Consider the following 18,089-nt stretch of genomic DNA (forward strand, 5'->3'; position numbering starts at 1 on the left):
CTGGTTTAAAATGGACGGGCCGAGAGTCAAGTCTGCTTTTCAGGGCCAAAGAAGCGGAAGATCCTTTAGATAAACCGCTTCTTTTTGATTTTGTTAACCTATCAGTTTTCCTGTTTCTCTTTCATCGATCAAATAAGGATTTCGGACTTCTTTGGTTTTAGAGATCCAAACCTTTCCAGTTTTGGGGCAGAAGAAAGAATAGAATTCAAATCTAGGTGATATTTCTTTTAAGGAAGAACATAACTCTGAATATAAAAATTCCTGCTCTTGTCTTGAGCCTGCCTTTTCTAATAATTCTGCAAAGGTTAAGGACTTAGCGTATTTGATCCTTTCTTCTCCAGAACTTTCTTTGGCTCTACGGATCATTCCTGAGAGTCCTTTCGGATTTGTTCTTTTATCGTTACTAGAAAGTAATTGTTCGTGAAATACTGAAAGTCTTTGAAATAATCTCAACTCGGAAGATTCCGCAGCCACTGGGGCGGAAACTGAAACCACGGATGCCGCGGCTATGTACGTGAATACGTTGCGCATAAAATTCTCCTATATTATAAAAATTAAATATATGTGGAGAAGTTTCTAAATGATAAGTCGGATCGTGTATAAATTGGAGTTAAAGGCTGAAATATATAAAGGAGCCTCGGAATCCAAGGAAGAAAGTAATGATTCTGAATGAGAGAATAGACCTAAACTTTTCCAGTATGTAGAACTAGCTTCTGTTTCTATTCTTTCGGATTCTTTTTCTAAAATGACTAAATTAGAAAGAGCGGAATGAGAAAGTTCTAAATGAAAACTTTGTTTAGAATGTTTTGTCCCGGAGAAAGATGTTACTGTTCCGTTAGCAGATATTGCGAACAAAAAACAGAATACAACTAATCCTATGAAAGCCCGGGCAAACATTTAAAATTGGACCGGAAATCCAATCGATGGGTTTCCTTTTTCTTTTGAAGAAGTCTGAATACCTTCAAATTTTAATATGTATTGACCTATTTTGATCATTGCTCAGAATTTCAGCATGATAGATCCAGAATACTGTGTCGCTTTGGCAGAATATAATCGTTGGCAAAACGAATCCTTATTAAATGTTTCTGAAAAATTAAAACCGGGCGAATTGGAAGAAGATAAAAAACTATTTTTTGGTTCTATGGCAAAGACTTGGAATCATATCGTAATGATGGATCTTTCTTGGTTGGACAGGTTCCATTCTAGGCCGATCCAAAAGTTAGATTTCCATGAGATGCAATTTTCTAATCTGTCAGAATTGAAAAAACTTAGGACTGAATTAGATTCGACGATTTCGGAATGGGTAAAAACCATTACCTCAGAGTGGCTCACGCAAGATCTGAAGTTTTACAGTTACATGTACAAAAAGGAGATCACATTGCCGATCTGGCTTTTGATAACTCATTTTTTCAATCACCAAACCCATCATCGAAGCCAGATCTCAACAGCGTTATTACAAAGCGGATTGAACTATGGAGTCACAGATATTCCTTGGAATCCTTTTTACCCAAAATCAAGATAATATATTCAGGAAAACAAATGAAACAGATCCTCACATTCTTTTTAATATTTATTTCTATTCTAGTATGGAACTGCGCCTCTGTGGAAAAAGTAGAACCTCGTAAGATCGAAAAGGTCATGAAAGTACATGCAGGTGGAGGACTTCGTTTGAGGATTGCTCCGAATATAGACGCCAAAAAAATAGATTTAGTTCCAGATGGTGACGTTGTGGAAACTTTTGGCGAGACAGGAGAAGTTGAGATCCAAGACGGCAAACAAGGCCGCTGGGTAAAAGTGAAGTGGAAAAAAAGAGAAGGATATGTATTCGGCGGATTTTTAGAATTTATTAACGTCAAATAATATTATACTTTCTGAATATTCTCCTGATTTAAGGAAATCCATTGAGAAGATTAAAAAACCAATTTATAGATATTATTTCATTCCAAAACGCGGCTGGATATTTTGCCGCGATTACTTTTTTCGTAAGTTTATTCTCCATATTAATCGATCCTAAGATTGGTGTTTTAACTCGTAGCATGCTCGAAGGGGGAAGGTGGTGGAATGCAGGCCTATTTGTTTTTCATTTACTTCCTCCTGCTGAGATCCTTAAAAGTTCAACATGGCCTTGGTTCTTTTTGGCAATATATACCTATTTTGTTTTTGTTATAGGGAAAACATTAGAAGAGGAAATAGGTTCTCTGAAGTTTAACTTGTTTCTATTTTCATTAATCTTATTTAATACGATAGGTGGAGTTCTTTCTTTATATTATCCTTTATTTGTAGATACTAAGACGATAGGTTATTGTATTTTCTTCGCTTTGACATTCAGAACACCAAACCAGGAACTTTCTATCATTCCTATTCGGATGAAATGGGTAGGGATCGGTTTGTTTTTATATCTAGTATTGGAGAAAACAGACAAAGTGAGCAAGTTCAACTCAATCTTACCTTGGGTTGGGTTATTGTTTGGATTCTCCTGTTTACTATTATTTTTCGGAAAGGATATCTTAAGCTCCAAAATCCGTGAACGCAAAACTTCGACTTGGAAAGCCAAACAATCCGAAATATTTACAGTTCATAAATGTTATGTTTGTGGAGCCACAGAAGCGACAGATCCTCAATTGGAATTCCGTTATTGTATAAATTGTAACGACAAAGAATATTGTGAGAAACATCTTCATGATCATTCGCACTCTTAAGAAAACTTAATTTTATCCCTTAAGAATGGATTTTTGCATTCTTCTAAGCTTGCAAATTGTTCAATTTTTTTTAAACCGGATTGACTTTCTTTAGGTAAGATATGAAATTTTCCGGCACTCCGAAATTCCCTCAGGCCGGAAGGGAATTTTGTAGGAAAAACCTTCCGTGAACTCGATCGTCTACTGGTTTGAAGAATTATTCACCTCCCTTCCTTTGTCCTTTTTGGACATTTGGGGCAGATTCGGCTATATAGTCGGGATCTTTTTAATGATCTGCGCCTACGGAGGATTTACTTTTCATCCTGGAGGTAAATTCGGCTTTGGTCGCCAAAAACAAAGTTGGGACACCCAGGCTTTTCTAAGTATTCCGTTCACATTCGTTTTTATTTTTATTACCGGTTATATTGGTTCCTTTATAGTCCTGGTCCCAGGTGCCCAGACATTCGAGTCTCTAAAGGATCTAACAGTTTTTCTTTGTATTCTTTTGTTCGGTTATCCTGCTCTTCTTGCGGTACCCTTTGCTTATGGACTTTCGGATCTGATAGAAGGTGTGCCTCCTGATTTTCTATTCGATTGGCTTTTAGGTTATTTTATAAATCCAGCCTGCTTCTGGGTTGCTTATCAGTTATTCGGAAGGGATCCAGATTTCAAAAAGCTGAAAACCTGGGGATTATATTCGATTTTCGTAATTATCTTCATGAGTATAGAACCTCAGCTTTGGGGATATATTTGTTCAGAACAATTTACTCGAGAGATCTCTTATCATAATATTACTCCTGCTTTATTTTTTACGACTGGAGTTACTTGGGTAGTTGCTCCTTTTGCAATGTTACTTGTACTGCCTATTGCCAAAAAGTATGGATTATTTTGGGCAGAAATTCCAGGCCACACAAGAGAACTAGTCTTAAGTTATAGAGAATGGTACTGGCAGGAAGAAAAATTCGGAAAAGACGGGATTCCTTTAGGCCAAGGACTTCCAATCCGAATGTTCCTAGTGACTCCATTCATTCTTTTGGTTTTGATCATGGTAGCTGCCACAGCCTATCTGACTTTAAGAAGTTCAGAAGCAGCTTCGGGAAAACTAGCCTCCAGATTACACCAAGAGATCTCGGAGAATATTAATCTCAGATTAGATGATTACCTTGCTCGTTCTGTTCAGAAAAAGCCGGAAGAGATCTCTCTTTTATTAAAGAATACGAATATAGCTAGGCATGGCAGGGCTTTTATAGTAGATAGAGAGTCAAGGGTCATCGCTTCTTCTGATTTGCGTTTTAGTAATTTAGAGTCCGCCTCGGAGAGTGGAGATCCAGTAATTCGAAATTCTATCCTATCTGTGTTCAAGGATTACGGAGATCTATCTTCTGTCAGGGCAGTATTTCAGTTTAGATTTGATATTGTAACTGCAAAACCTGTTTCCAGAGAGACCTGGCTTACTCAGGTAACTCCTTATAGGGACAATGCAGGAAAATACGATTGGATTGTAATCACTGCAATGCCGGCTTCTTATTATTTAGAAGGTGTACAAATCGGAAATAGTGAATCCGCAAAAGTATTCGCTATTGCCTTGACTCTGTCTCTTTTGATAGCGGCATTTCTTGCAGGGATTGTTACATCACCAATCCGTAATATTTCTCAAGCAACTAGGGCGATGGCAGAAGGGGATTTCTCCCAAAGGGTTCCTACTAGTAAATTAGAAGAAATTGGCACTCTTGCATTTTCTTTTAACCATATGGCGGAGCAGCTACAGGAGGCCTTCCGTAGGACAAAAGCCAGCGAGGAGCAATATAGAGATCTAGTAGATACAACTCCGGGTATTGTTTGGGAAGCGGATGCGATCACTTTTGATTTTACGTTTGTGAGTAAACAAGCTGTCAACCTACTCGGATATTCGATAGAAGATTGGAAAACTCCTGGATTCTGGGCGGATCATATTCATCCGGAAGATAAAGATTATGCTGTAAATTATTGTGTAGCTTGTACTGGAAGATTGGAGGCTCACGATTTCGAATATCGATTCTTAAAGAAAGATGGAACTGTCATCTGGCTGAGAGACATGGTGAAGGTGATCGCCGAGGGCAATAAGGAAAAATGGCTTCGTGGAGTGATGGTGGATATCACAGAACGAAAAAATTTCGAAGAGAAGTTCTTAGAAAGAAACAGATTTATCGAATCCATTTTAGATATTAGTCCAGACATATTATATATTTACGATATAGCGGATAAGAAGAATGTATATAGCAATATAGGTGTAGAACGACTACTGGGCTATTCTGTAGAAGAGATACAGCAGCTGGGGAATTCTCTTCTTAAATCCCTTATGCATCCTGATGATTATCAGGCGTATTTGACTAATATTATTCCAAAATATTTGAACGCTCTAGATAAGGATGTAATAGAACATCAATATAGAATGCATCATAAGGATCAGAAATGGCGTTGGTTCGTTTCTAGAGAATTGATCTATAAGAGAGATCCAGAGGGAATTCCAACTCAAATTTTTGGTATTTCTAATGATATTACTAAAAGTAAAGAAGCAGAAGAAACTATTCTGGATCTAAATGCAAATCTGGAAAGAAAGATCGATCAGAGAACAGAAGAATTAAAAAGAACTAATGAAAATCTAAAAGAATCTTTGGAATACCAACAGAAGATGTCCAAGGAACTGAACGAAACACAAAGCCAACTTCTTCTTTCCGAAAAATTAGCCGCGTTAGGTCAGCTTGCTGCGGGGATGACTCATGAGCTAAATACTCCTTTGGGAGCGATTGTTTCTTCGAATCGTGCAATTTTAGATATCTTATACGAAGAGATTAAGGAAATACCTGACCTTCTTCTTTCTTTAAATAAAACAGAAGTGGACCATTTCAAATTTCTCTTGGATGAAAGTTTGAAGGAAATTTCCCAAGCAGAAATCTTGCCGAATCGTTCTTTGAGAAGGGAACTTGTTCGTGTATTCAAAGAGGCTTCGGTTGCGGATCCGGAGAATATTGCAAATATGATCCTTGAATTGGGGATCCATAGATTAGGAGAAAAACTCCCAGACCTATTGAAGACAGAAAATTCTCTAAAAATCCTAAATGCTGTTTCTGCAATCGCTTCTATCGTAAGATTTAGTAATGTAATTTCTATTGCTACTGGCAAAGCTTCTTATGTGGTAGATGCTCTTAAAAATTATCTGAATCCAGGAACGCATAACGGTGATGAAGAGCTTGTCCCAGTCGATATTGAAGTCGAACTCGAAACCATCATCGCTTTATATCATAATAAGATCAAATACGGTGTCGAAGTAATTAAACATTATCGGACTAATGAACTTTGTCTGGGAGATCCGGATAAGCTGAATCAAGTATGGATCAATCTATTAAATAATGGATTGCAGGCCATGAACTATAAAGGTAAGATCGAAATTTCGATAGAGAAAAGAGAATTCTGGATTATAGTTTCTTTCACAGATTCGGGCTCTGGAATTTCGAAAGAGATCCAAGACAAAATTTTCGATCCATTCTTCACTACCAAAAATCCTGGAGAAGGTATCGGTCTTGGTTTGGATATATGTAAAAAGATCATAGAAAAGATGGGCGGAAAAATAGAGTTTGAGAGCGAACCTGGACGCACTAGGTTCGAAGTTTGGCTGAAACCAGCGAACCGTAAAAAAGAGGAATCTGTTGGAAACTGAAACATCACAAAATGCGATCCTTTGCGTGGATGACGAAGCAATCATCTTAATTACCTTGCAAAAGGAATTAAAAAAACAGCTCGGAAATTTATTCCAGTACGAGACTGCCTTAAACGCAGAAGAAGCTATGGAAGTTATAGATGATCTGGTAGGCGCAGGTGTGAACGTGATCTTGATCCTTTCTGATTGGTTGATGCCAGGGATTAAAGGAGATGAGTTTTTAATTTTGGTCCACCAAAAATATCCTAAGATCCGATCCATTTTGATCACTGGGCATGTGGATGCTGCCGCAGTGGACAGGGTTAAGAAAGAGGCAGGTACTTATACAGTGATCCCAAAACCTTGGGACGTGAATAAATTAATGGAAGCTGTTCGAGTTTGTTGTAATTTAAATTAGAGCGAACGTTACGAAAATCACCTTAGGAAACTTTTGATCCATTATAATATTTTGCCCTTCAAACTAACACCGGTTCATTCAGATACTTCTATCTTGAAAACGAATTGACCTTTCCTTTTCTAAGAAGATACTTTATTATCTCCTAAAGGAATCTTCTCATCATGCTGCAAAACAACTATTTTAACGATGTATCCGACCTGAGGTTACATTTCGATCATATAATCAATTGGAAGGAAATTGTAGATTCCTACGAGGGTGGATTTACTGACGCCGCAAAATATAAAGCGGGAGATGAAAGATTCGCTGCTGCTCCTTCTTCTCATGAAGAAGCATTAGAATATTATAAAACTTTACTGGACTCTGTGGGAGAGTTTGCGGGTAAGGAAATCGCTCCTTATGTTGCTGAATTAGACAAAGTTGGGGTAAAATTCGAGAATGGAAAAGTTACATTCCCAGAAAAACTTTTAGAGATCGTGCGAAAAGCAAGAGATGCAGGCTTACAACCCACAGGTTTTTCTAGAAAATACGGCGGCTTAGGAGTTCCTTGGACTGTTCGAGCATTCTTTAGCGAAATTTTATATAGAGTGGATGCATCCGTTTGTATCTCCATAGGTTGTGTGAACTTAGCAGAGATCGTAGAAAAGAATGGAAGCGAAGAATTAAAAGACGAATGGTTGCCTCGTTTGGCCGCGGGGGAATTTGCCTGCGCTATGGGACTAACAGAACCTGATCATGGATCCGATCTACCAGGACTTCGCACCAAAGCCACACATAAAGAAGGAAATACTTACCTATTAAACGGAACCAAAAGATTTATCACACAAGGTTGCGGTACTGGCGAAATTCCAGCGATCCTTCTTCTTTTAGCTAGAACCGGAAATCCAGGAAGTGGAGCAAGAGGACTTTCATTCTTCTTAGTTCAATCCAAAGACGTTCAGGTTGCTGGAATAGAAAAGAAGATGGGATTACATTGTTCTCCCACTTGTGAGATCGTTTTAGAAAATACTCCTGGGATCTTAATCGGAGAAGAAGGTCACGGACTCATCAAACATACGATGGGAATGTTGAATGGAGCTCGTATGGGAATTTCCCAACAAGGAGTGGGGATCGCACAAGCAGCATTAGCTGAAACTAAAAAATATACTTCTGAAAGAATTCAATTTGGAAAACCGATCGGAACCATCCCCGCAGTTCGTAAAATTCTGCGAAGAATGGAAAGAGAAACAATGGCAATGCGCTGCCTAATGTTAGAAGGCGCTCGTGCGATGGACTTGTATTATTTCAGAGGAGATCATCTGAAAGAGAAAGGTGCCACAGAAAGAGATCTAAAATCAGACGTTGTCTTGAAGTATTGGGAAAAGTTAGCCGGAATACTTACGCCAATTTCTAAGTTTTATTGTTCCGAGTCTTGTGTAAAGATCGCTGGTGACGCTGTTCAACTTCATGGAGGAGCGGGCTTCACTGAAGATTATGATGTTTCTAGAATTTATAGAGATGCTCGTATCACAACAATCTATGACGGAACTTCTCAGATCCAAGTCAACGCTAGCATTGGTGGGATCGTCACAGGAATGAGCGGTCATGGTTTCTTAAGAGAATATATAGATAGCGAATGGTCCCATTTCCCAACCGAAGAAACCAAAGTTCTTTCCGAAGTTTGGGACGGTTTCCAAGAGGCTGTTGTTATGTATAAGGATCTTGCGACTTCTGAGGAGAGAGAAGAAACTGCGGATGAGATTGTTTGGGCAAGTGCCAGACTTCTTTCCGGTTTGTTATTCTATCGTTCTACACTTCGTATTCCTGAAGAGTTTAGGGCCGAAAGACTTTCATATGTGGACGAATATAATCTAGATAGTTTAGGCTATATGGAAGGTTTAAAGGCTAAGTTGAAGGTAAAAGTTTCGGCAAGACAGGCCGTTTAAAACGTCAAAAAAACGTTTTTTGCCCTTATACTTTTAGGAATTCGGTCGATGGAATTAGAAGGAGGGGACTATGCCCGCATTCTCTATTCCGGGACTGAGTTCCGGCCAGGATACGAACCAAATCGTAAAAAAACTGGTAGAGCTGGAAGCAAAGCCGATTCGCCGTTTGGAAAGACAAAACGGTTTCAATCAGGCTCAGGTCAAAGCATGGTCCGATCTTAAAACTCTAACTACAGACCTCCAAAACAAAACTAGAGAAATTATATCTTTCACAGCGCCTTTTGCGACTAAATCAATCGTTTCCGATCCAGAAGGTGTGATCACTGGGGATGCTGCACGTTCTGCAAGCAGCGGAAAACGTAAGATAGAAGTGAAGGAACTTGCTACATTCCATCAGATCTCAGGTGATCCTATCGATTCAGAAAGAAAGATACCTGCTGGGACTTTTAAAGTACTTTCAGGAGAGATAGAGAAGGAGATAGAATTCCAAGGCGGAACTATCCGAGATCTATATCTTACAATTCGCACTGCTGCTGCAGGGATTGTTCAACCTACTATTGTAAAAGTAGACCAAGATAAAACAGTTTTAACATTAGCCGCTTCTCAATCTGGTAAAGACAATCAACTGAAATTCGATGATCCGAATGGAGTGCTTAAGGCAGCTTCTCTTGTAGGAGGAATGCTTCCACAAGATCCACCTCAATCTTTTTATCTTCCTTGGGAAGCAAGCCAGACAAATCCATTCCAGCCAGATAAATATGGTATGACTGCGAATGCTAAACCTACATTTATTGCGGCAGATCCCGAGAAAAAAGAACCTTCTAAGATCAAATTGAGTTCTAAACAAGCATTCCAATTCCATATGGATGCTAAAGAAGGGAAGAAGGGAGCAAGGATTGAAGCTACTCTTTCTGAACCTTTGGAAGAAGGTGAAACAATTTCCTTAGGTGTGATCTACGATCAAGATGAGCAGGATAAAGTATTTTTAGAAACTGCTTATCATAAAGAAGGGAAGGTCCGAGTTACTTTCAAATCCAATATGGATGGGAAGAAGATCCATAAGGTAATTGTAATCAACCAAACTGGAAAAGAGAAAGAATTCTCTAATTTCAGATTCGTTCTTCCTGCTGAATTTAACGGAGCTAAACCTGCAAAAACAATTGTAGAAGCTAAGGATGCAGTATTTTTAGTAGACGGTATTGAGATCACTCGGCCTAAAAATGAGGGTCTGACTGATGTTTTGGACGGAGTTCTTCTTAACTTAAACAAAAAGAGCGAAGGTGGTCCTGCTACAGTAGATATCAAAGTGGATTCCGCAAAAGGGATACGAATGATCAAAGAATTTATAGAAGCATATAATAATGTTCTAAAATACTCCAAAGATGCTACTGCAGTCAATAGAGAAGGTGGGGTCAGCGATTCCAAATTAGAAGATCCTGATATTACCAGATCCTTCTGGGAAGGAAAAACTAAAACAGGTATTTTAGCCGGGGAAAACTCAGTAATCCGTTTGGTTGCTGGAATGAAAACAGTAACTACTTCTTCTTTTCCTGCTTATCCAAGTTCCGAGATCAGAACACTTTCAGATGTTGGAATTTCAACAGGCGATGTAGGAAGTAAATGGGCGGATATCCAGGAGGGTTTCCTTGCTTTGGACGAAGCAAAACTAGCAGCTAAACTTGCGGAGAATCCAGATGCAGTTCGTCATTTATTCGCCCAAGATACAAATTCTGACGCCAGAATGGACACTGGAGTAGGTGTAAATCTGGTAGAACATTTGAAACCTTATACTCAGTTCGCTGGCGGACTGGTTACAAGTAAGATTAAGTTATTAGAAGAGCAAGTCTCAGATAATAACAAGAAGATCAAAAATTTCGAATCACACTTGATGAGTTACGAGAAAAAACTCAAAGAAAAGTTCCTGTATATGGAGCAGGGTGTGGGTAGAAATAAAGCCGTCGGTTCCTATCTGAATAATAATCTCAGCAGGGGACAGGGCGGGGACGATAAATAAAAGAATTATAATATAAACGGAGGAATCACCGTGGAAATATTCGTAAACGAGCAAAAATTGGAAAGCGTCATCGAAAATGAAAAGAACCTTGGAGAGGTTTTCGACGCGGTACGTCGTTGGGTGGAAACTAACGGCAAATTTTTATTATCCTGCGTTGTGGATGGGGAAGAATTTACCCAGAACACAATGCGTGATTCTTCCATTTCAAATGCTTCCAAGATGGAATTTTTTGTGGGAGAAGAGCTGGATATCCTGATCAGTTCTCTCCATGAGTTGGATTCTTACGTTGATAAAGTAGGAACCACTTTACTCGGCAGAGATTCTTTGACTGAAAAAGAATCTAAAGAACTAACAGACGGGATCGGATGGATCCGTAGTCTTTTGGAATCTGCAGGTAAACTTTTAAAACTGAAGTACGATCAGATCAAACCAATGGGAACTGGCTCTACAGTGAGTGAGATCCTGGATGAATTGAGCCGTAATTCTTCCAAACTGGATGGGACAACTGCTATCGAAGAATTTTTAGAATATCTAAGAGATCTAAAATTATTCGTGATGGATCTGGTAGCAAGAGCTTCTGTTTTAGACCTGGAACTTCCTACTTTAAGAGAAATTTTAGATACTTTCATCAAGGCTGTTCCTGCTTTGAAAGAAAGTTTTGTAAAAGTAAATGAATATTATCAGGCTGGAAAAGATGAGGTGGCAACACATCTTCTTACACAATCTGTTTCTCAGATCAATGTTCTTCTGACTTCATTTATTACTCTCAGACAAAAACTTCCTGGTATGGACTTCTCTAAGATCCAAATCGCAGAAAGAACTTTTGAAGAAAAGACAAACGACTTAAACGATACACTTGCTTCTGTTGCTTTAGCCTTGGAAGAAAAAGATATTATTCGTGCAGGAGATATTATTGAGTATGAGATCCCTGCTGTTCTAGATGAATTTCTTCCTTTCTTGGAAAAAGTAAAAGAGCAGGCTGATTCTTTAGCAGTTTAATCTGTAATTTCTAAACAGAATAAGGTTAAATCGTCAGTCATTATTCCGTCTCCGAAGGATTCCGAATAGGATACTAAGGAGCGGATCAAACTATCAGAATCCTGGTAAGAAAGTTTTTTTACTGCTTCCACGAGTGTGGAATTGCCCATCGGAATTCCTTTAGATCCTCTTACCTCGAATAAACCATCCGAATATAATAGTACTCTATCTCCGGGTCTTAATTGTACCCTAAAATCCTCCAAGATAGGAGTTCCTACCGCAAGGAGAACTCCTCCTTTCCCTTGCAAATCCAGTGTCTGCCCATCTCTAAGAAGAAGTCCTGCATGGTGACCTGCATAACTATATTCTAATATTTTTGTGTTTGGGTCGTATTTGAGAAAAACAGCAGAGATAAAATGTTGGGTCACCACGGAGGAGAGTAGATCGTTTGTGAATAGCAAACCTTCTTTTGGTTTGCTTCCTTTTCTGGAAAATACATTGAAGGAGATAGACGCCATCGCGGCTACCATTGCAGATGAAATTCCATGTCCTGAAACATCTGCGAATAAGATCTCCAAACTTCCATCTGCACTTTCGGAACAATTGAGAACATCTCCTCCCACTCGATCATAAGGACGGAAATAGGAGAATATCTTAAATTGATCGGAAGAAGGAAAGTCTCTCGTTGTAATTGTATTTTGGACTTCTCTTGCAATATCTAGATCTCGGATGACCCTGGAATAGAGCATATTGATCCTTTCAGATGCTTCTTTCTTTTCAGTGATATCTCGGAGAACATACACTCTTCCTAAATCCCTTCCTGATATTGGGATTTCTGATTTTGAAACTTCTAAATAAACTGAATCGGAAGAAGGAAGTATATCTTCATCCGAAGAGGTCTGCTTTATTTCTGAAAATTTTCTTTTGAAATCCATTCTGGAAAAAGGTCTTCGAGTAAAACCTTCTAAAAATTTTCCTAGATCTAACTTTTCAGGAGTAGCTGCTATTTTAGGAAAACCTAACATTTCTTTTGCGCTTTCATTCCAATATAACAAATCGTCAGAAGTGGATAATAATATCACTCCCTCTCTGAGTTTTGAATATAATTGGAGAGCGATCTTTTCCAATCGGATCTCTAAAAATCCGTATTTTGCGATCGCAATGAACACACATGCGGACTGGATCACAGTTACACTTCCGCTCAAGGGAGGATAGTTTAGATCTCCTTGAGATAATATTCTAGGAAGTACCGTAGTCATAAATCCAAGTATGGAAGATAAAAATGTCCCGAATGCTAAAAGATAACATTGTTTCCTAAATCCTATCTCTTCTTTTCTGGATTCAAAAATCAAAAGAAAGATGGCATATACAGGAGGGGAAACTGTGAGTAGATTGATCCCGTAGACATAAAGGGGACCTTGGATAAGCATATCTCCCCAGTATTTTCTTTCTACACCTGCTATGATCCAATCAGTTGTTAATGTGATTGGAAAGATCGCGAGCGCCAATCCCCTTAATAAATACAAAACTATATTCGGATTTTTTGATAAGAAAGCGAATACGAACTCTAAGAATAAAGGACCAACTAATAACCAAGAAATGGAGCTGATCTTAAATACCCAAGTCATCCAATGAAATGGTAAGAAGGACCAATACAAAACGATAGAGATAATCCAAAGGCTTAAAGCCCCTGAGTATAAAAGATATAAATGAACTACTCTATGCTTTCCCTTTAGAGCTAATACATAGGTGAACAACCATAGATTGATGAATAATGCAAATAATGGAAGGATCAGATACGGGTTCACGGTCCAATCTCCAAGGCTAACATCGCCAAATCATCATTATGTTTTCCGTTCCCGAATTCTAATGCTTTTCTATGGGCCGCTTCTAAGATAGAGCGAGTATCTCTGTCTGCCATTCCTTGGATCCAATCTAAGAATTCTTCGTAACCGAAAATTTCTCCTACATCATTCTTAACTTCATACAAACCATCTGAGTAAAATAATAATCTATCAGAAGTTTGCAGATCGAAATGGTAATCGTTCAAATGTAATTCTTTGACAGCGAGTAAGATCCTACCTTCTCCTTCTAAAGGCAAAATTTTTCCTTCTCTGAAAACGATCATTGGATGATGTCCCGCATAAGAGAATCGAACTCTGTTTTCATTTGGATAAAAACTGGCATACACTGCGGAGATATGGTGATGTAATACCACCTTAGAAAGCATTTCGTGGATCTCTGATAAACTTTCCTTAGGTGAAAGTTTTTTATCTGAAACGATCTGGAATGCAATGGATAACATTCCTCCCACCATTGCAGATGCGATCCCATGCCCTGAAACATCTGCGAATAATATATCTACTCTTTCTCCAGGATGTTCAATTACTCTCAACATATCCCCGCCCACCTTGTCTATGGGTTGGAAAAAAGAATGTATTCGATAAGAACCCTTGTCCGGAAATTTTTGGGTAATGATAGAAGCTTGAGTGACTCGAGCAATTTCCAAATCGTTTACGATTTGTGAATATAGTTGGTGGATCTTTTCTTGGGCTGCTTTCTTTTCGGTGATATCACGCAAAAGGTATAAGGTCCCGGATTCATTCTCTGTAATCCTAATCTCTGAAACTGTGAGTTCTATGAACTGTAAGGCTGAGTTACCTATTAATTGATAATCTCTAGGAATATGATCCTGTTCTTCTCTATAATTTGCAAAATGCCATTCTGGTCTGAATAGACCTTCTCTGGATGGTGAGCCGTCCAAGATCGCGATTGCTGCCTGGTTTGCAAAAAAGAATTCGTGATTTTCTTTTGTGAGAACGATCCCGTCGTGTATGTCTCTGAATAATTCTACTGCGATCCTTTCTAAGCTGATATTTAAAAATCCATAACGTGTGATCGCGATAAAAATGAAGAATGCCTGTATGCTGATTGCTGCGGGACTCAAAGGAACAAATAAAAATCTGCCTTGGTCATCCAGGTTAAATAACTCTGTATAAGCGCTGATCCCGAGGGCGATCGTTGTTCCCCAGATCCAAAAATTCAATTGTTGTCTGATCTTTCTTTGTTTTGTCCTAAACCTTTCTTTTAAAAGAAGATATAGCCCCCATATCGCTGGGCCACTGACTGCGACCGTGCTAAATGGAACGAACAAAATCCCTGGTTCTAATTCGTAACCCCAATCATACAAAATAGAACCTTTGATGATCCAATCTGTAGAAGCGGTCAGAAAGATGGTCGCTACCACTGAAAAGCGAAAGAATGGGAGAAGGATTCTCGAACGAATGTTTAAAAATCTATATACTGTTTCTAAGAATAAGAGGCCAACTGGGATCCAGGTAAAACAAGAAAGTTTGAAAATAGGAGTCATCCATTCCGGAGGAAGCATGCTCCAATACAAAATATAAGAAACCAGCCAAAGATTTAAGAATAGAACGAATCTCAAAAAGTCCCGGATGACTGCGCTTCGGAACCTTCTTGCGAAAACATATGAAATAAGAAGAGTATTTATGATTAGAGCGCTTATTGGCAGAAAAAGGTAATAATTCATAGGCCGACGCTTCGAGGCATCCTAACCGGGTCCTAATTCGGAATCAATCCCGAATGACTTGTCGACGGACCTTTTTTGGGCCAGAAAACCACAGTTTTTAGAGAGTTTAAAATCGAGGGAATTAGGATTTGTTTATTAAGAAAATAGGTTGCGTTAGACGACATTGTATATAGGATTGACGCGACTAACGCTCCGTCGCGGCCTAAGAGGAAAATCGAATGAGTGGACTGGATTCGGTAGGAACGATGGAACCTAGCTCCGATTATTTGATCCAAGAATCAATATCCTATCCTTCTAAAGAGGCTCCGATACTTTCCCTTAAGGGAGTAACACTTACTCCAGTATGTATTTGCCCTGAATGTGGGGTAATAAGTAAAACTCCTTGGTATAAATCTAGAGGAAGGCTCAGAGATTGGGCTGCATTCCTGGAAGAAGTTAGATATATCACCTGTTCCAACGAGTCCTGCCAAACAAAATACCCCCCAAAATACCTTTTGGATTTTTCAAAAGGGATTAGTATTTTAAATAAATCGAATTTACTTAATTCTTTGAAATCTTGGTTTGAGGAATTTGCAGGAAGAGAGATCGTTTGGGTAGAAGAGGAGGAATCTGGCTTCTTATATTGGGACCCATTCTTCCAATCCGTGCCGAATTGGGCGGATCATATCCCCGCTCATCTATTTGCCAATATTCTACGATATACTCCTCCCAAGGACTTGGAAGGGATACTTTTAGGAAGAAAGGGAATTCCTATGTTTGGCGGATTCAAATTTTAAAAAAACCTGATGGAACGGCTATAAGTCAGAAGCACAGGCTTCAGGAGCGAACGACTATAGTCCGCCACACGGGCTTCAGGAGCGAAGCGACTATCTTTCTTGCAGGATTTTTCTGGAAAGAGTCTCGTCCTTCTTCAATTGAGAGACCAGAGCATCTACTCCTGGGAATTTGATCTCCTCTCTGATCTTTTTGGTAAAAATAATATTTACCTTCTTCCCATAGATATCATCAGAAAAATCGAATATATGACTTTCTAATGTGACTGCTTGGTCACCAAATGTAGGATTATTTCCTATATTGATCATAGAAGGATAGGTTTTACCTTCTACCTCGGTTCTTCCCGCATAAACTCCTACTCCAGGAAGGATCAGCTCAGGTAAAGGTTGCACATTAGCAGTAGGAAATCCGATCGTTCTACCTCTTTGGTGACCTTGTACAACTGTTCCTGTGACTGAAAATTCTCTTCCGAGACATTCTTCCGCTTCTTCTACCTTACCTTCTCTTAATAAGGAACGAATATAGGAGCTCGAAAGTTTTGTAGAGCCAAGAAATACAGGATCTAATTTTTCTAGATCGTATCCGTATTCAGAAGAGTATTGTTTGAGAAGTTCATAATCTCCTCTTCTACCTTTTCCGAAACAATGATTGAATCCGATCAGAATCGATTTTGCCCCTAGCTCATTGATTAGTATTTCTTTAAGGAAAGTTTCCGCCTCTATTTGGGCAAATTCAAGAGTGAATGGGACAACGACCAACCAGTCTATTCCATAAGATTCTATTAAATTTTCTTTATCTGCCTGAGTGGTAATCCCTCCCAGGTCCTTATCTTTTCCCAAAACTAGAGCAGGGTTGGGATGATATGTGACTACGCAGGAAGGGAGACCTTTTTCCAGGGAAATTTCCTTGGTTCTTTCTAAAAGAGCCTGGTGGCCCAGATGGATCCCGTCAAAATTCCCTAAAGTTACGACTGTGGAAGTCTTTAGGTTGCTTTTTAAGTTCTCCAGACTTCTAAGAATTTTCAAGTTTCTCTCCAAAGGACGGTCGATATTCTAAAAAGATGGACTGGCGCCGAATTGCAATTCTCTTATTCTTAATTCTTGCCGCTGCCGGACAGGGTCCGATCAGTCAGGAAAATCGGAAAACGAAAAATTTTGAGAATTTCTCCAAACCGATGGGGGGAGAAAACTATATTTCCGAGGATTATAAAACCTTCCCCGAACTTTCCATTTGGGCCTATCATAATGGTCTGAAATTAGCTCCTGACAGAAAAGATCCTGCTCCGGGTGCCGGCACCGGTCGGTTATTTGACAACCAATGTAGAATGGTTCCCGAAACTGGGTTGGATATCCTACTAATTGCAGACTCGAATAGAAAAGACATCATCTACGTTTATTTCGATCTCACACTATTTTCTAAGACGGAAAATGCGGCGATTTTGCCGGAAAGGGAACTTAGAATTTCTGCAAATGGGATCTTGAAAAGAACGATCCGCTTTCCAGATGCAACCTTATACTCTAAGTCTATCTATGCGGGAACTCCTCCTGTATATATCACAGTGGATCCATCTGAGCTAAGAGAAGGTAGACTGAATTTAAATCTTACTCCGCTTGCGGGAGAAAAGGGAAGGTTTTGGGGAGTTTGGGACGTGTTTTTGTCTTATAACGCCCCGGAATATCCTTGAAGATCAGGGAAACTGGCTTGTGAACTCCGACTCTGAAAGAGTTTGGAAATAAGAAGTTAGTCCTGCCACTTTGAAAACTTTTTCGATCGCAGGTTTCATGTTCGCGATGAAAAATTTTCCGCTCAATTCTTGGACATAATTCAGTTGTTTAATCAGCATCCCGATCCCAGAGGAATCGATATAATTTAACTTTTCCAGGTTGATCACAACGCTATTGTTATTTCGATCAATGTTCTGTTCGAAAAAGTTTTTGAGATCTATGGACGTATAGATGTCCAGGCTCCCGGAGAGGCTGATTATATTTGTTTCGCTGGATTTTCTAATGCTGATTTCCATATCCGTCCCTTCCCTTTTCGTAGAATCCGGCCGGAATTCAACGAATTTTTAGGAAAAAT

General features: G+C 39.1%; 16 protein-coding genes. 10 read left to right on the plus strand and 6 right to left on the minus strand.

Annotated elements, in window-relative coordinates:
• Window positions 1-93 precede the first annotated feature (93 nt).
• Window positions 94-531, minus strand: coding sequence for an LIC13259/LIC11441 family protein (locus tag EHQ52_RS10450; RefSeq protein WP_135615126.1), 438 nt, complete (start codon window positions 529-531; stop codon window positions 94-96).
• Between the two features lie 45 nt (window positions 532-576).
• Window positions 577-897, minus strand: a complete 321-nt coding sequence (locus tag EHQ52_RS10455; protein WP_135615127.1) for a hypothetical protein — start codon at window positions 895-897, stop codon at window positions 577-579.
• 115 nt (window positions 898-1,012) lie between these two features.
• On the opposite strand from EHQ52_RS10455, the gene EHQ52_RS10460 reads away from it, so the two are divergent.
• From EHQ52_RS10460 to EHQ52_RS10495, 8 genes are all read left to right on the plus strand, one after another.
• Window positions 1,013-1,522 (plus strand): DinB family protein, encoded by a 510-nt coding sequence (locus tag EHQ52_RS10460; protein WP_135615128.1) that lies wholly within the window; start codon window positions 1,013-1,015, stop codon window positions 1,520-1,522.
• A gap of 17 nt (window positions 1,523-1,539) precedes the next feature.
• Complete coding sequence (locus tag EHQ52_RS10465; RefSeq protein WP_135615129.1) at window positions 1,540-1,860, plus strand: SH3 domain-containing protein; 321 nt, start codon at window positions 1,540-1,542, stop codon at window positions 1,858-1,860.
• A 41-nt stretch (window positions 1,861-1,901) separates the two neighbouring features.
• Window positions 1,902-2,699, plus strand: a complete 798-nt coding sequence (locus tag EHQ52_RS10470; RefSeq protein ID WP_135615130.1) for a hypothetical protein — start codon at window positions 1,902-1,904, stop codon at window positions 2,697-2,699.
• 166 nt (window positions 2,700-2,865) lie between these two features.
• On the plus strand, window positions 2,866-6,375 hold the full coding sequence (locus tag EHQ52_RS10475) for a PAS domain-containing protein (protein WP_135615131.1): 3,510 nt from the start codon (window positions 2,866-2,868) through the stop codon (window positions 6,373-6,375).
• Window positions 6,365-6,772 (plus strand): response regulator, encoded by a 408-nt coding sequence (locus EHQ52_RS10480; RefSeq protein WP_135615132.1) that lies wholly within the window; start codon window positions 6,365-6,367, stop codon window positions 6,770-6,772. Before EHQ52_RS10475 ends, EHQ52_RS10480 begins: the two co-directional genes overlap by 11 nt.
• A 161-nt stretch (window positions 6,773-6,933) precedes the next feature.
• The gene (locus EHQ52_RS10485) at window positions 6,934-8,694 is read left to right on the plus strand and encodes an acyl-CoA dehydrogenase family protein (protein WP_135615133.1); all 1,761 of its coding nucleotides are present in this window, start codon (window positions 6,934-6,936) and stop codon (window positions 8,692-8,694) included.
• Window positions 8,695-8,764: 70 nt separating this feature from the next.
• On the plus strand, window positions 8,765-10,708 hold the full coding sequence (gene fliD, locus EHQ52_RS10490) for a flagellar filament capping protein FliD (RefSeq protein WP_135615134.1): 1,944 nt from the start codon (window positions 8,765-8,767) through the stop codon (window positions 10,706-10,708).
• A gap of 30 nt (window positions 10,709-10,738) precedes the next feature.
• Complete coding sequence (locus tag EHQ52_RS10495; RefSeq protein ID WP_135615135.1) at window positions 10,739-11,707, plus strand: hypothetical protein; 969 nt, start codon at window positions 10,739-10,741, stop codon at window positions 11,705-11,707.
• Here EHQ52_RS10495 and EHQ52_RS10500 read toward each other — a convergent pair.
• Window positions 11,704-13,494 (minus strand): SpoIIE family protein phosphatase, encoded by a 1,791-nt coding sequence (locus tag EHQ52_RS10500; RefSeq protein WP_135615136.1) that lies wholly within the window; start codon window positions 13,492-13,494, stop codon window positions 11,704-11,706. The genes EHQ52_RS10495 and EHQ52_RS10500 overlap by 4 nt on opposite strands.
• A complete protein-coding gene (locus EHQ52_RS10505; RefSeq protein ID WP_135615137.1) occupies window positions 13,491-15,236 on the minus strand; it encodes a SpoIIE family protein phosphatase in 1,746 nt (581 codons plus the stop codon). The genes EHQ52_RS10500 and EHQ52_RS10505 overlap by 4 nt, the downstream gene beginning before the upstream one ends.
• A 218-nt stretch (window positions 15,237-15,454) precedes the next feature.
• On the opposite strand from EHQ52_RS10505, the gene EHQ52_RS10510 reads away from it, so the two are divergent.
• Window positions 15,455-16,012 (plus strand): hypothetical protein, encoded by a 558-nt coding sequence (locus EHQ52_RS10510; RefSeq protein ID WP_135615138.1) that lies wholly within the window; start codon window positions 15,455-15,457, stop codon window positions 16,010-16,012.
• 90 nt (window positions 16,013-16,102) lie between these two features.
• On the opposite strand, the gene EHQ52_RS10515 is transcribed toward EHQ52_RS10510, so the two are convergent.
• A complete protein-coding gene (locus EHQ52_RS10515) occupies window positions 16,103-17,035 on the minus strand; it encodes a bifunctional riboflavin kinase/FAD synthetase (RefSeq protein WP_135615139.1) in 933 nt (310 codons plus the stop codon).
• A gap of 35 nt (window positions 17,036-17,070) precedes the next feature.
• Between EHQ52_RS10515 and EHQ52_RS10520 the strand changes: the two genes are divergently transcribed.
• Complete coding sequence (locus EHQ52_RS10520; RefSeq protein WP_135615140.1) at window positions 17,071-17,694, plus strand: LIC10729 family protein; 624 nt, start codon at window positions 17,071-17,073, stop codon at window positions 17,692-17,694.
• A 3-nt stretch (window positions 17,695-17,697) separates the two neighbouring features.
• Here the strand turns inward: EHQ52_RS10520 and EHQ52_RS10525 are convergent, their stop codons facing one another.
• Complete coding sequence (locus EHQ52_RS10525; protein WP_135615141.1) at window positions 17,698-18,030, minus strand: STAS domain-containing protein; 333 nt, start codon at window positions 18,028-18,030, stop codon at window positions 17,698-17,700.
• Between the last annotated feature and the right edge of the window lie 59 nt (window positions 18,031-18,089).

Origin of the sequence: Leptospira koniambonensis (assembly GCF_004769555.1) — a bacterium.
In the GTDB taxonomy this organism is placed as follows: Bacteria; Spirochaetota; Leptospiria; order Leptospirales; family Leptospiraceae; genus Leptospira_B; species Leptospira_B koniambonensis.